At 47.6% G+C, this 14,637-nt stretch carries 12 protein-coding genes; 7 read left to right on the forward strand and 5 right to left on the reverse strand.

The features are described 5' to 3' along the window. Positions 1-60: 60 nt before the first annotated feature. From ASC49_RS07845 to ASC49_RS07865, 5 genes are all read right to left on the reverse strand, one after another. Positions 61-1,173, reverse strand: a complete 1,113-nt coding sequence (locus ASC49_RS07845; protein ID WP_055462689.1) for a helix-turn-helix transcriptional regulator — start codon at positions 1,171-1,173, stop codon at positions 61-63. A gap of 317 nt (positions 1,174-1,490) precedes the next feature. Beyond that, positions 1,491-2,741, reverse strand: a complete 1,251-nt coding sequence (locus tag ASC49_RS07850; RefSeq protein WP_072242070.1) for a serine hydrolase domain-containing protein — start codon at positions 2,739-2,741, stop codon at positions 1,491-1,493. A 212-nt stretch (positions 2,742-2,953) separates the two neighbouring features. Continuing rightward, positions 2,954-3,355, reverse strand: a complete 402-nt coding sequence (locus tag ASC49_RS07855) for a hypothetical protein (protein ID WP_055462691.1) — start codon at positions 3,353-3,355, stop codon at positions 2,954-2,956. Positions 3,356-3,434: 79 nt separating this feature from the next. Beyond that, complete coding sequence (pdxR, locus tag ASC49_RS07860; RefSeq protein ID WP_055462692.1) at positions 3,435-4,844, reverse strand: MocR-like pyridoxine biosynthesis transcription factor PdxR; 1,410 nt, start codon at positions 4,842-4,844, stop codon at positions 3,435-3,437. A gap of 16 nt (positions 4,845-4,860) precedes the next feature. Next, a complete protein-coding gene (locus tag ASC49_RS07865) occupies positions 4,861-5,766 on the reverse strand; it encodes a choline sulfate utilization transcriptional regulator (RefSeq protein ID WP_055462693.1) in 906 nt (301 codons plus the stop codon). Between the two features lie 140 nt (positions 5,767-5,906). On the opposite strand from ASC49_RS07865, the gene betC reads away from it, so the two are divergent. From betC to ASC49_RS07900, 7 genes are all read left to right on the forward strand, one after another. Beyond that, entirely contained in the window at positions 5,907-7,433 is a 1,527-nt protein-coding gene (betC, locus tag ASC49_RS07870; protein WP_055462694.1) for a choline-sulfatase, read from the forward strand. A 111-nt stretch (positions 7,434-7,544) separates the two neighbouring features. Beyond that, positions 7,545-8,483 carry a choline ABC transporter substrate-binding protein gene (gene choX, locus ASC49_RS07875; protein WP_055462695.1) on the forward strand — a complete coding sequence of 313 codons (939 nt, stop codon included), beginning with the start codon at positions 7,545-7,547 and terminating at the stop codon, positions 8,481-8,483. Between the two features lie 417 nt (positions 8,484-8,900). Then, positions 8,901-9,836, forward strand: a complete 936-nt coding sequence (choX, locus tag ASC49_RS07880) for a choline ABC transporter substrate-binding protein (RefSeq protein ID WP_245624664.1) — start codon at positions 8,901-8,903, stop codon at positions 9,834-9,836. 179 nt (positions 9,837-10,015) lie between these two features. Then, complete coding sequence (locus tag ASC49_RS07885) at positions 10,016-10,663, forward strand: pyridoxamine 5'-phosphate oxidase family protein (protein WP_055462696.1); 648 nt, start codon at positions 10,016-10,018, stop codon at positions 10,661-10,663. A 15-nt stretch (positions 10,664-10,678) separates the two neighbouring features. Then, positions 10,679-11,122, forward strand: coding sequence for a GNAT family N-acetyltransferase (locus ASC49_RS07890; RefSeq protein WP_055462697.1), 444 nt, complete (start codon positions 10,679-10,681; stop codon positions 11,120-11,122). A 170-nt stretch (positions 11,123-11,292) separates the two neighbouring features. Next, complete coding sequence (locus tag ASC49_RS07895; protein ID WP_055462698.1) at positions 11,293-13,032, forward strand: potassium/proton antiporter; 1,740 nt, start codon at positions 11,293-11,295, stop codon at positions 13,030-13,032. A 182-nt stretch (positions 13,033-13,214) separates the two neighbouring features. Further along, positions 13,215-14,624, forward strand: coding sequence for an alanine/glycine:cation symporter family protein (locus tag ASC49_RS07900; protein ID WP_055462699.1), 1,410 nt, complete (start codon positions 13,215-13,217; stop codon positions 14,622-14,624). The last annotated feature ends 13 nt before the right edge of the window (positions 14,625-14,637 follow it).

Genomic DNA, 14,637 nt, shown 5'->3' on the forward strand with positions numbered 1-14,637 from the left:
TGCCCGCCTATGCTCTGATGGTACCCTCGATAAGGCTGCTCATGCATTCGTAATGACTGGCTACTGAATAGGCATTGATACTGAAGAATAGAGCTTGCGAACCAGTTCGGCCTGACGATTGATACCCATTTTAGCAAACACACTTTTCAACTGAATACGGGTCGTACCGATTGAAATACCTTTAAGCTCGGCGTACTCAGATAGGGTCAAGCCATCCGCCAGAGCCACGGCAATATTTGCTTCTGCGGGTGTCAAGGAAAACAACATCTGTACTTCTTTCGGATCTATGATGGCTGCGGATTGGGTATCTTTGAGGTAGACCAGTGCATAAGGTAATGAGCCATTATCGTGGAAAGGCGTTAGCATAATTTCTAACGCATTTGAGCCTTCATCTCTGACGACCAGAATGTGACGTTCAAAACCGCTTGCGTGATGAGTTAGACGAGACAATATGTCACGGAAAGAGAGGTGGATACTGGTGTTCAAAAAACGTAATTGCTGATTATGCAACGTCATGACAGAACTGCTTTGAATCATTTTTTCAGCCATCTGGCTGCCCCAGATAACGCCGCCTTTTTCGTCAATCAAGAGTAGTCCCATGGAGATATGATCAATCACACTTTCTAATAAGTGTTGCTGATACATGCTGTGGCTGAAGATTTGTGAGATTTCTAGCGCTTGGGATAAATGCGGTGCTAAAGCGTATAAGAAGCGTTCTATTTCAACATCATAAGGACGATCATCATGGCTATGTCGATGGGCAATAAGGGATAGCAAGGTATCATTTGGCAAAGTGATATCGAGCATAATAGCTTTGCCCAGACCGGCTAACGCCAGACGTTTTAAGAAGCGTCGAAAAATTGGGCAGTCTTCTCTAAAAACATCTTCGTCGCGAACCACTTGCAGAGGTTTAGTAACCTCTATCATTAATCTTGGATTGTCCGAATTATTGACCCATTTATCATGTAAGGCTGAGTGCTCAAGAGAAAATGAATCGCGCGCTTCCCATTGTAGATCCATCGCTCCGGTATACTGTTTTTTAATGACCTGTACGGCCACGCTCGCGACATTCATGCGAGCTTTTACTTGGTCAAGAACAGAAACCCAATGTGAAGGTTTCGTGATACAGCGATAAATATCAGCGAATAACTGATTGTCTTTCTCGTATTGCATAACCACCCCCACAGATCGAATTTCGTATGAATAGACTATTCCTTATGAACTTTAAAAAACCAATATCATCAATATGTATATATCTATAAGAATATCTTACACATTAAGATCAATAAGAGCATAGTATAATGCACTGTTCGTCTGCGTTTATTTTGAAAAATAAGCGCTCAGGTAGCACGTTGAGAAGTGATTCCTAAACCATCATCTTGCTGTTAGGTCATGTAGAACAGGGACATACACTATAAAAGGCCTCTGAGTAGAAGCCTTTTCATTACCTATGCTGAGAAGCTCTCATGGGGATAGGTAGGTGGCGTATTTTAGTGTGTCTGCCACTTTGAGACGGTATCAAAGAAAGTAAGGGTTTCTTCTTCTAGGTCAAACATCTCTTCTTGAGGGAAGTAGCTAAGTTTGACAATGACGGTGTCTGTATCAGGGTCTATGTAAACAAACTGACCTTGAAGACCAATCGCAGAGAAAGCGTTTGAATGAGGCATGGTCCACCATTGGTAACCATAGCCACCCGTTTTGTCATCTTCCGGCAGTACAGGATGAGTGGATTGTTTAATGTAATCCGCGCTGACAATTCGGTGACCATTGAATTCACCTTCATTCAGTACCATTTGTCCAAATCGCGCCCAATCACGCAATGTTGCATTGAAACCTGCGCCAGTAAATTCACGTCCTACCCCCGGCTCTCCATCCATAATAAAGAAGCCATTCTGCTGTGCGCCGAGTGGCTCCCATAGTTTTTGAGCCGCATACGAGGCAACATTGGCACCATCTAGCACGCGTTCTAATAACCAGCCTAATACCGCAGTATCAATGGTTTTATACTCGAATACGGTGCCTGGTTCGTACTTGCGCTTAAGCGACGTGGATGCATCAGCAAAGCGGGCGACGTTTTTAACCAATGCAAGAATGTGGTTTTTCGCAGCGACACCAGGATTAACAAAATCATAGCGCTCCTCGTACTCAACGCCAGAGGTCATTTCAAGCACCTGACGAATCGTGACACCTGCGTAACCGCTGTCGGAAAGCTCTGGTATATAATCGGTGATTGGCTGATCCAAAGACTTAATACGCCCTTCTTCATGAGCAATGCCGACTAAAATCGAGGTGATCGACTTGGTCATCGACCAACCCATATGACGTGTATCCGGCTGCATATTGTTCAGATAGTTCTCGTACACGATTTTGCCGTCTTTCATAACCAACAACGCATTCGTATAGGTGCGATCCAAGAAGTCATCAGCGGTATAGGTTGCGCCGTTATAAGTGTAAGTTAATTCCATCGGCTGCTCCGTTGTGACTAACTTAGAAACATCGCCAGACCTAGGAACTTGTCGCGTATCAAAAAGCGTATCCATAGATCGAAAGGTAAGGGAATTAACGTCTCGGTCTAACATATGCCAACGTAATGTTTGTACCGCAACGGGAACATCGGATTCAGGCCCGACCTTGGAAACTAGCGGGTCAACGACATTGGCTGCGATTCCCGGTGCTGACGCTAGAGCGCAGGGAATAAGAGAAACGAGAAAGATTTTTTTGAAAGTTTTTATTGTTGTCATGGGAGTTCCTGTTCGCTTTATGATTTTTATTAAATACTTAACAGCACTAAACCTATGTTAGTCGCCATCTATATTTGATCTTTACATAAAGCCCGTCATATCCCATTTGGGATAGCACTCAGTTAGGAACACTAACAAGCATAAAGTAGTTGAGAACGTGGTTAGACTTTCTATTTACCGTTTTATTCAGTGTCTCGTCGCAGAGTTTGAAATTATTTAAGAGACAGAGGCGTAAGTTTTGAAACGAATAAGATATCGTACGCATACACCTTAGTAAGATTGATAAACTCTTCCTTCACTTGGTTAATCGCCTGACTCACCAGATTTGCAATAGGGTTACTGGGTGCCACGCGGCACTGAAATCGGCGCAGCTCCAAACTTAGAGTGGAGTAAGTATCTACCGCATCCTCGAAGCATTCTAGTCGGCACTGCGCTTCCGCAACTTTCAAATCACTAAAAACCAGCGCCGATAGGACCGCTTGAGTGTCATACCAGCAACCTAAATGCTGACGTGCGCAGGCAGAGGCTTGCTTATAACAACTAATGGCCGCACGGTTTTCACAGTGTTGAAATGCTTGATCGCCCGCTACAATGAATTGCTTCCAGTTTTCCATAGGTTACCTCCACGAAATTCGGTGTAATCAAATAATAATAATTCTCATTTAAAATGTCTACACAAAGCTTGGATAATCCCTACTGTCTCGCAGAAAGTAACTGGCATACCTCTGAGATTCGCGTAATCCAAGTTTGTAACTGCTCTTCGGATGGGGCCGAAAAGCCCAACACCAGTCCTTTTGGGGCGGACTCTTGTGCAGTGTAATGTTGCTGAAGCCAAGACAATCTTAGACCGCTCTGCAAGCAGTGCTCATCTAATTCACGACACCATTGCTCACTAGAAAATTCATCTTTGACATAGGTCACAATATGTAAACCACCACTGGGTTTCTGCCATGTGAACCATGTCCCTAAGTGAGTTTCCAGCAACTTTAGCAGCCGATCCCTCTTACTACGATAATGACGTCGCATTCGGTTCAAATGTCGGTAAAACGTACCATTGTTCAAGAAATCTGCGACCACAGGTTGAAGGGTTTGCGAGGCAAATAAGCCCAATTCCTTTTGGCTTTGTCGCACCTGACGCACTAGGTTCTCAGGTGCGACGATGAATCCTAGGCGTAGCCCCCGAAACAATACTTTTGAGAAACTGCCAATATAGAACACCCGATCACACGTTTCTTGGCGTTGTTGCGCGACCTGAAACCAAGGCTTTAAACCACCACCTTGATATAAAAACTCGTTATCATAGTCATCCTCTATGACAAAATTGTGCCCGTCTGCGACTGAACTGAGCCAACTCTCTCGAGTGGCCGAATTGCTAGAAATACCTAACGGATATTGGCGGTTTGGGGTCAAAACCGCCGCCCACGGCTCCGCTATATCGACCAAGCGCGGACCTTGATCTGTTACGTCTAAGGGAAGGGTAGAAATGCCTTGGAAACCAGAACGCAAAGGTGGGTAGGTCGGCTCTTCAAGCAACCAGTGTTGCACCTTATTGGCCAACGCATGTTGTAACAAGGCCAGAGCATCGTAATTACCGGCGACTAAAATGACTTGCTCCGGGCGGCATTCCATACCACGCAAGGCGAATAAGTACTCACAGATGGCTTGTTGCAAAGGCGGGTAGCCCGCTTCGTATTCTCCTTTGAGGAGTTTGGGATCTGGGTTTAGCCAAGCGCGGCGCATACTCGCCGCCCACTCCTTATTGGGGAATACACTGACGTCGGCACCTGAGTCGAACTGTGCCATAACAAGCGGAGTCGGGGCACTTTTGACCGCCATAGGGGCAGGGACAAAACTCGCTTGCTGAGCCACATACACGCCACGTTTAGGCTGACTGGCTAGCACGCCTTCGGAAATCAGCTGATCATAGGCTTGCATAATGACACTGCGTGAAACCCCCAGCATCTGAGCTAAGGTGCGGCTCGAAGGGAGCTTATCACCTTCCTTTAAGCGGCCCTGATCCATCGCCTGTAATAACTGTTGTCGTAACTGCTCATAACGCGGCGTGCTGTTTTCTTCTAGGCTTAGAGAGAGGCTAGCGATCATCGGAATTAGTCCATTTTTAAGATAAGCACTGCTGATGTAACCATTGTTTGAATTGGCTCACGATCGGGTCGTCTTCGCGGGCCATGGAGAGCACAGAAAAATAACCATTAGATGAGTGCGTGGCGAACTCCGGGAAGGCCACGAGCAACTCAGCTGCCAATATATCATCAAGCAAGGAGCCCCAACCTAATGCCACTCCTTGGCCCGCAATCGCCGCTTGCACCAAGAGAGTGTAATTATCGAATTCCATTACGGTTTGTGAGGGCGACCACAGCATATTGTGTTGCTCAAATAACTTCTCCCACACCATCCATTTTTCATCCGGTTCCGCATGCAACTTCAACAATGGGGCACGAGTAATGGCCTCTAACGAATCAAACGGTCCATATTCTTCCAATAGCTTTGGGCTGCAGACGGGAAACGCTATTTCATCAAAAAGCTTCTCCGAGATGAAACCTTTTTGTCGCCCATCACTAAAAACAATTGCTAAATCAATGTCTTGAAGCGCTACATCGGCATTGCTTTGAGCAGTGTGAAGCCGGATATCCACATTTGGGAATTGTTTACGAAATTCCGGTAAACGTGGCATTAGCCAATAGGCGGCAAAGGCAAAGTCGGTGGCCACATTGATACGCGGCTTCTTATGTTTGTTGCGAATAAAACTGATGACCTTACGTAGCTCAGTGAAGCTGGATTGTGTCGTTTTCAGCAAGATGTGCCCTTCATCTGTTAGTTCCACACCACGGTACACGCGGCGAAACAAGGGCGTATTCAAAAACTGCTCCAACGCTTTGACTTGCTGGCTGATGGCTGGCTGAGTTGTACCCAGCTCCCGTGCAGCGGCAGTGAAGCTTAAATGGCGTGCCGAGGACTCAAACACTACCAGCATTTGTAACGGCGGCATGTCGCTTTCAGAAAACATAAGTTCAACTTATCCCATTCATAATATTTCAGTCAGTTTACAGCATAAAAAATAAGGTTCAATCTAGTACTCATAATGGATTCAGCGCTGAATAAAACATTAATCCAACTTATTTAACTGCGTGATTGGAGTATGATTCAATGTCTCAGAAACAGCCCAACATTTTATTTATTATGGCTGACCAAATGGCGGCCCCTGTACTACCGTTTTACGGCGGTAAGACAGTCAAAGTGCCAAATCTAGAAGCGCTGGCAGAACAAGGGGTTGTGTTTGACTCGGCCTACTGTAATAGCCCGCTGTGCGCGCCATCCCGTTATGTCCTGATGACAGGCCAGTTGCCCACACGCATCGGTGCTTGGGACAACGCCGCAGATTTCCCGGCCGATATTCCAACATTCGCCCATTATATGCGAGCCAACGGCTACCAAACCGCCTTATCTGGTAAGATGCACTTCTGTGGTCCAGACCAGTTACACGGTTTTGAGCAACGCTTAACCACGGACATTTACCCTGCCGACTACGGCTGGTTCCCCAACTGGGACGACCCAGATACGCGCCCAACTTGGTACCACAATATGTCATCGGTGACACAAGCCGGTACTTGCGTACGTAGCAACCAGCTGGATTTCGATGATGAAGTGGTGTTTCACGCGGAGCGTTACCTATACGACTACGCTCGCGGTAAACAAGAGCGTCCATTCTGTTTAACCGTATCCATGACTCACCCACACGACCCTTATGCCATCACACAAGAGTACTGGGACCGTTACAACCATGATGAAATCGACATGCCGCAGGTGAAGCTTGCCAAAGAAGAGCAAGATCCGCATTCTCGCCGCCTGCAAGACGTATACGCCTACTACGATCAAGAGATCAGTGAAGAAGAAGTACGCAGCGCCCGCCATGCCTACTATGGCTCTTGCAGTTACGTCGATGATCAGATCGGTAAGCTATTGAAAGCGCTGAAAGCGTGTAACCTTGATGAAGACACCATCATTGTTTTCTCTGGCGACCATGGCGACATGCTGGGCGAGCGCAACCTTTGGTACAAGATGTCGTTCTTCGAAAGTTCCACTCGTGTGCCCATGATTGTTTGCGCTCCTAACCGCTTTCAACCAAAACGCGTCAAAGCATCGGTATCGACCATGGACTTGTTACCAACGTTTGTGGATTGGGCAACCGACGGCAAGGGTACGGACTACGCGATGCCAATCGATGGGCGCAGCTTGGTGCCACACGTAGAAGGTAAAGAGGGCGGTCACGATGAAGTCATCGGCGAATACTGTGGTGAAGGGACGCTAGCCCCCTTGTTTATGATCCGTCGTGGTCGCTACAAATTTGTCCACTGTCGCATCGACCCAGATCAGCTGTTTGATCTAGAAAACGATCCGTTAGAGTTGGTGAATCTAGCGCAAGACGAAAACTATGCCAGTGTCCTGCAAGCGTTCCGCGATGAGGCCGCACAACGCTGGGATGCTGACGAGATTTCACAACGTGTACTGATCAGTCAGCGTCGTCGTCGCTTGATTGTGCAGGCGTTTTCAAAAGGCGAGAGCCGTGTCGCATGGGATCACCAGCCATTTTCACCAGCCAGCGAAATGTACATGCGTAACCACATCGACCTTGATGATTTGGAAGCCAAAGCGCGTTACCCAAAAGTCTCTTAAGAGGACAATCCTGACGCGTCGTATGGCGCGTCAGGGCGTTAAACCGTTCGACCCAACGTTAGCAGAAGATCCCATGTAAGCACTCATAACAAATATCAAGAGGAACCGATAATGAACAACATAAGCCTGAAAAAAACCATGCTCGCCACCCTTGTTTCCATTACGGCAAGTGGCGCGTTCGCAGCGGTACCGGCGCAATGCCAAACGGTTACCATGACCGATCCAGGCTGGACGGATATTGGCGCGACCAATGGTTTAGCTACCACCGTATTGGAAGCCCTTGGCTATAAAACGGACATCAAACTATTAGCGGTTCCCATTGGTTTTGAGAGCATCAAGAATGGTGAAATCGATGTTTTCCTTGGCAACTGGATGCCTGCGCAAAGCGCGTTTATCGACAAGTATCGAGATAACCTAGATATCGTTCGTACCAATTTAACCGGTGTAAAATTTACCTTAGCCGTGCCAGCCTACATGTACGACAAAGGTGTGCACGACTTCAAGGATCTACAAGCACACGCCAAGGACTTTGATGAACGTATTTATGGCATTGGCGCGGGTTCTCCAGCTAACCAGAACCTAATGAAGATGATTGAGAAAAATGACTTCGGCTTAGGGGAGTGGCGCGTTGTGGAATCCGGCGAGCAAGCCATGCTGGCACAGGTGGCTCGCGCCGTAAAACGAGAGAAGGGCATTGTTTTTCTCGCTTGGGAACCACACCCAATGAACGTCAACTTTGACCTGAAATACTTATCTGGTGGCGATGATTACTTCGGCCCTAATTACGGCGGCGCAACCATTCACACGGTCACACGTAAAGGTTACGCCAACGAATGTGGCAACGTAGCTAAGCTGCTGAGCAACATGGAATTTACCCTTAACATGGAAAACACCGTGATCGCCATGACCGACGAAGGCATGTCAGCTAACGAAGCAGCCAGTAAGTGGCTCAAAGACAACCCTGCGGTACTGGATACTTGGCTGGAAGGCGTGTCCACCACATCGGGCGCACCAGGCTTAGCGGCCGTGAAAAGCGCGCTCGGCCTGTAATTTCAGCTCTTTTCAATCAGCGATTAATTATGTCAGTTTAGCCCATCCTCGGATGGGCTTTTTTAGATCTCTAATTAATTACTTGTTTATTGAACAAGAATACATAGTTATGAATCCTTTATAACGTATTTCGATCGACATCATATTAACGACTAGATGTAATCACAATCAGCGTAAAAACATGAAATATCACTACATTTAGTGTCTTTTTGCGTGAAATAGACCCATAGATCCGATCTAAAAATCCATTCTGATAGTGTTTTTCCTACACCCACTTGCCAAACTCCATAAAAAAACTGTTAGAGTAAAAAGCATTCATCACAAAACATTTTTACTTCTTTATAAAAACATCCTTCACACAGACGATGACAAATGTTTTGCGTATATCACTCAAATAACAGATGCAAAGGGAACACCATGATGAAGCCACTGAAACAAGCTCTACTTGCCACCATTGTCACTGCGGCTGCAGGCAGCAGCCTGGCAGCCGTTCCGGAACAATGCCAAACCGTTACCATGACCGACCCCGGCTGGACCGATATTGGCGCTACCAATGGTATGGCCAGCACCATACTGCATGCCTTGGGCTATCAAACCGATATCAAGATGCTCGCCGTGCCGATTGGTTTTGAGAGTTTGAAGAATGACGAAATCGACGTTTTCCTAGGCAACTGGATGCCAGCGCAAGCGGCGTTTATGAAGCAATATCAAGCGCACCTAGATATCATTCGCACCAACCTTGAAGGGGTCAAATTTACCCTAGCCGTACCACAATATGCTTACGATGCAGGCGTACATGACTTCGCCGATTTAGAGAAGTTTGCCGATGAATTTGGTGAGCGAATCTACGGCATTGGTGTCGGCTCAGCCTCGAACCAAATGCTGATGGACATGATTGAAAAGAACGACTTTGGCCTAGGCGATTGGCGTGTAGTGGAATCCGGCGAACAAGCCATGCTGTCGCAGGTCGCCCGTGCGGTAAAACGTGAGCAATTCATCGCTTTCCTTGGCTGGGAGCCCCATCCAATGAACGTCAACTTTGATATGGCCTATCTCACTGGTGGAGATGATTACTTTGGCCCAAACTTTGGTAGCGCCACTATCCATACCGTCACTCGTAAAGGCTATGGCGAAGAGTGCGGTAATGTCACTCAGCTGCTTGAAAACATGGAATTCACACTGGATATGGAAAATACCGTGATCGCCATGACCGACGAAGGTATGTCAGCCAACGAAGCCGCCAGTAAATGGCTAAAAGACAATCCTGCGGTACTTGATACTTGGCTAGAAGGCGTTTCCACCACATCGGGCCAATCAGGTTTAGCAGCGGTCAAAGGCGCACTAGGTCTATAACAGTTCCTATTTCTCCATTTGAAATACGATGCCAGCTTAGCCCATCTTAGGATGGGCTTTTTACATGGCGATCAGATCAATCTGGACTGGTTAAAAATATAAAAACTGGTCATTTTTAAGCGACTCAATAGTCAGTACGCTAACCCTAGAATTAGCTAAAATGTGAAGGGTTAGCAAATATGAGTGAATCACTGCAGACACCGACGAGTACGGTAAAAAGAGGGCCGAAAAGAGCGCAGTACGATGCCGAAACGGCTTATAACATCATCGATAGCACGCTTTTGTGTCATATTGGTCAACAGGTAAATGGTCAAGTGTTTGTTACTCCGACCTGCCATTGGCGTGAAGGTGACTACTTATACTGGCATGCGCATAGCAAAGCTCGGAACACCCATGGCGCGGTCAAAGAAGCCCAGAAAGTATGCATCAATATCTGTGAGCTAGATGGCTTAGTGCTGGCTCGTTCGGCGTTCCACCATTCGGTAAATTACCGTTCCGTGACCTTATTTGGTATTCCTGAAACCATCGAAGATTACGACGAAAAAGTGCGCCATTTTGAGTTATTTATCAACAAAGTCTCACCAGACCGTTGGTCACAGCTGCGCCCAGTCACCGATCAAGAAGTGCTCGCCACAGGTTTAGTTCGCATCAAAATCGATGAAGCCAGTGTCAAACTCCGTGCTGAGGGCGTGATTGACGATGAAGCGGATATGGATTGGCCAGTCTGGGCAGGGGTAATGCCTCTGGCAAAACAGTGGCAACCGTTGCAACAGGACTCGGCGCAAAACAAGGATTACCTCGCACCACAAGCCCCCAAAGCTATTTAATAGGACAATAAAAAGATGGATATGATTCAAGCATCGCTTAATGAGTTACACGAAACGGCGGCCTTATTTGACGCTTACCGCCAGTTTTATGGTCAAGCCGCAGACCTTAGCGCCGCAACATCCTTTATAGAGCAGCGCTTCTTGCTAGGGGATTCGGCTATTTTTCTCGCGAAGAATGCATCCGGTGAGGCCATTGGTTTTGTCCAGCTTTATCCTTCATTTTCTTCCGTGGCAATGAAACGGACGTGGATTCTAAATGATCTCTTTGTGAGTGCTAGCAATCGTCAACGAGGTGTTGCGAAAGCGTTGCTAAATCATGTAGAGCTGTTTGCCCAAGCATCTGCAGCGCAGGCGATTAGACTTGCCACCGCTGTCTCCAACAGTCCAGCGAAAGCACTGTATGAAACACTAGGCTATGAAAATATGTCAGCGTTTGAGCACTACTCAAAAAGCATTTGATAAAAGCTGAGCGCCAAGGTGCCAAACAGCACATTCAGATCGTTTAAATATGGAAATCGGCGCTATTTGATTTGGTACTACTGTGAACTTGATGGAGGTTTTCATACACTAAAATTTGAAAGCCTAGGACATCCTGTCAGCGGCGTTAGAAAACGGAATCATAACCCGCCATGACCATCGAAATATCCAGCCAATATATCTTTCTCGCGGGGTTGCTTGCCTTACTCAGCATTCTCGCTAGTGTCTTATCACGTCGTTTAGGTGCGCCGCTGCTATTGGTGTTTTTGGTGGTAGGCATGCTGGCGGGTGAAGATGGCATTGGTGGGATTGAATTCCATAACGCTGGTTTGGCATTCTTGTTTGGTAACTTAGCCTTAGCGACCATTTTGCTCGATGGCGGACTGGGGACCCGACGGGAATCCTTTGCCATCAGTTTGCGTCCGGCGTTTTTGCTTGCCACCGTTGGTGTATTGCTTACCGCAGGCATCACAGGGGGAGCGGTATACTGGCTGTTAGGCTTGCCTTGGCAGGAAAGCCTATTACTCGGCGCGATCATTGGCTCCACCGATGCAGCGGCCGTGTTTGGCTTGATCCGTAATGCGGGGCTGCGCATTAAAGAGCGAACCGGTGCCACGCTAGAAGTCGAGTCCGGTGCCAACGATCCCATGGCGATCTTCCTGACCATTACTATGGTGCAACTGATTTCTCAGCCGCAGGGAGACCTTGGCTGGTCTTTGCTATTAGAGCTGTGCCAACAAATGGGACTGGGTCTGATTGCGGGCGTTCTCGGCGGGCAGTTGTTAAAACATTTGTTGCCTAAACTTCAGCTTGCCAGCTCTCTGTACCCGTTATTAGTCACCAGCGCAGGGTTGAGTATTTTTGGTATCACCAACCTTTGGGGTGGCAGTGGCTTTTTGGCCATCTACATCGTCGGCGTGACGCTCGGTAACGCGCACAATATGCCCTACAAACGGGATGTGCATCGCTTCCACGATGGCATGGCTTGGCTCAGTCAAATCGGTATGTTCCTGATGCTGGGGTTATTAGTTACGCCCAGCACGATTGGCCCAGTGATCTTGCCAGCCTTGGCTATTGGCGCGGTCTTAATTTTCCTCGCGCGTCCGATTGCGGTGTTGGTGTCTTTGCTGCCTTTCCATTTTCCTTGGCGTGAGCAAGTCTTTATCAGCTGGTGTGGCTTACGGGGGGCTGTGCCGATCATCTTGGCCATGTATCCATCGTTGTCAGGCATTGAACAAACCCAAGTTTATTTCAATTTGGTGTTTGTCATTGTGATTATGTCTTTGGTGCTACAAGGCTGGAGTATTCCCAAGGTCGCGCGTTGGCTCAAGGTCGAATTACCGGATAAGGAAGCCACGCCTAATGCTTTTAGTATCAGTTTTGACGATTACCACAACCGCCATATCTTGATTTATGAAGTACCTGATGACAGTGATTTAGTGGGATGCTCGGTGGAGTCTCTGCCTTCTACCGCGTTCTCTCGTCCGATGGGGGTGATGCGAGGCGGCGAGTTGCTGGTGGACTCTGAGGAGGCGCTGTGCGCCACTGACAAAGCAGCGTTTTTCTCTCAATTAGAAAATGACTCCGAGTTGAACAGCTATTTCACGCCAGGACAGAAACTGCAGCACACGTCGATGAGCGAGTTTTATGGCGACTTTGTGGTAAATGGGGATGCCAAAATGCGTGATCTGGCGTATCTCTATTTCTTTAAAATAGAGGACGCCTATCAGGATGTCAGTGTACGCGAACTCTTTTTAAATAAGTTCCATGGCCGGGTTGTGATTGGTGACCGTTTGCGCTTCGGTGAGATCGAATTAACCGTACGTGAATTTGAAAGCGGTGCCATTAGTAAATTTGGTTTAAAGATTATTCGATCAAAAAATGCACCATGAATGGACTTTTTTATGATAAATGCACCATTTGTGCGCATTTTTTATCCATTTTCCCTTGCCAAATTCCCCTGAAGCGCTAGGCTTTCCCCCTTTTTGAGACGGCACATCAAAAATGTGCCGCTCTGAGCGCTCTATCCGAGCCCTCTCCCTCGCACATAACAACAACTTAAGCGGAGTGCCTTATGGCTTCACTGATTGATTCCCTCAATACCTTATTTTGGGGCTATATCCTGATTTACGGCCTGCTGGCCGTTGGCGTTTACTTTACCCTACGCTTAGGGTTTATTCAGATTCGCTACTTCCCGGAGTTTGTTCGCACCGTATTCAAAGCGCCTCAGAGCGACCGTGGTGGTATTTCTCCGTTCCAAGCATTATGTACTAGCCTTGCCTCCCGTGTCGGCACAGGTAACCTTGCAGGCGTTGCAGTAGCACTCGCACTAGGTGGCGCTGGCGCAATCTTTTGGATGTGGGTCGTTGCTTTGATTGGTATGGCCACTGCCTACGCAGAAAGTACACTTGCTCAGCTGTACAAAGTAAGAGATCAAAATGGTCAATTGCGCGGTGGCCCAGCGTTTTACATTAGCAAAGGTCTGAAAGCACCATGGGCGGGTGCCATCTTCTCTTTGGCTCTAATTTTGGCATTTGGCTTGGTCTTTAATGCGGTACAAGCCAACTCGATTGCGGGTGCAATGGAAGGTGCCTTTGGTGTTCCTAAGATGGCAACAGGCCTGATCGTCATGGCGTTGGCCGCGGTGGTGATCTTTGGCGGTATTAAGAAAATCGCGCGCTTTGCCGAAATCACCGTGCCTTTTATGGCGATTGCGTACTTAGCCTTAGCGTTGTACATCATCATTGTCAATTACGAGCAAGTGCCAGCCATGTTTGCACTGATCTTTAAGAGTGCCTTTGGTATTGAACAGGCGGCTGGTGGTGTTGCCGGCGCCTTGCTAAACGGTGTCAAACGAGGTCTATTCTCTAACGAAGCGGGTATGGGGTCGGCGCCAAACATTGCGGCGGTCGCGACGCCTAATCCTCACCACCCAGCGTCACAAGGTATGGTGCAGTCATTGGGCGTGTTTATTGATACGCTACTGATCTGTACTGCGACGGCACTGATGATTCTATTGTCTGGTGTGCTTGGCAATGGCGAGTCAGGCATCGTACTGACGCAGTCAGCCATGTCTCATCATATCGGCAGTGTCGGCCATTACTTTGTTGCCATCGCGATTTTCTTCTTCGCTTTTACCTCGATTATTGGTAACTACAGCTATGCGGAAAACGCGCTAACCTACCTAAAATGGGCCAGCAAACCGGGTATTTTCGTGTTGCGCATTCTAGCGCTAGCGATGATTCCTTGGGGCGCGTATCAAAGTGTGGCCGTGGTATTCAATGCCGCCGATGCGGCGATGGGCTTAATGGCGACTATCAACTTGATTGCCATTGTGTTGTTGTCTGGCTTGGTGGCGAAGCTGACTAAAGACTACTTTGCGCAAAACAAAACGCGCACGCCAATCTTTAACTCAGACGATTACCCAGAAGTGCAAAATGACATTGATCTAACGGTTTGGGACGAAAAACCTAAACAAGATTAAGCGCTATTTAAAC

The sequence above is a fragment of the Marinomonas fungiae genome, from assembly GCF_001418205.1.
In the GTDB taxonomy this organism is placed as follows: Bacteria; Pseudomonadota; Gammaproteobacteria; order Pseudomonadales; family Marinomonadaceae; genus Marinomonas; species Marinomonas fungiae.

Excerpts from the sequence above, each read along its gene's own strand:
- choX (WP_055462695.1), top strand. The coding sequence starts at position 7,545 with ATGAACAACATAAGCCTGAAAAAAACCATGCTCGCCACCCTTGTTTCC.
- ASC49_RS07885 (WP_055462696.1), top strand. The coding sequence starts at position 10,016 with ATGAGTGAATCACTGCAGACACCGACGAGTACGGTAAAAAGAGGGCCG.
- ASC49_RS07895 (WP_055462698.1), top strand. The coding sequence starts at position 11,293 with ATGACCATCGAAATATCCAGCCAATATATCTTTCTCGCGGGGTTGCTT.
- ASC49_RS07900 (WP_055462699.1), top strand. The coding sequence starts at position 13,215 with ATGGCTTCACTGATTGATTCCCTCAATACCTTATTTTGGGGCTATATC.
- ASC49_RS07850 (WP_072242070.1), bottom strand. The coding sequence starts at position 2,741 with ATGACAACAATAAAAACTTTCAAAAAAATCTTTCTCGTTTCTCTTATT.
- pdxR (WP_055462692.1), bottom strand. The coding sequence starts at position 4,844 with ATGATCGCTAGCCTCTCTCTAAGCCTAGAAGAAAACAGCACGCCGCGT.
- ASC49_RS07855 (WP_055462691.1), bottom strand. The coding sequence starts at position 3,355 with ATGGAAAACTGGAAGCAATTCATTGTAGCGGGCGATCAAGCATTTCAA.
- ASC49_RS07865 (WP_055462693.1), bottom strand. The coding sequence starts at position 5,766 with ATGTTTTCTGAAAGCGACATGCCGCCGTTACAAATGCTGGTAGTGTTT.
- ASC49_RS07845 (WP_055462689.1), bottom strand. The coding sequence starts at position 1,173 with ATGCAATACGAGAAAGACAATCAGTTATTCGCTGATATTTATCGCTGT.
- betC (WP_055462694.1), top strand. The coding sequence starts at position 5,907 with ATGTCTCAGAAACAGCCCAACATTTTATTTATTATGGCTGACCAAATG.
- choX (WP_245624664.1), top strand. The coding sequence starts at position 8,901 with ATGATGAAGCCACTGAAACAAGCTCTACTTGCCACCATTGTCACTGCG.
- ASC49_RS07890 (WP_055462697.1), top strand. The coding sequence starts at position 10,679 with ATGGATATGATTCAAGCATCGCTTAATGAGTTACACGAAACGGCGGCC.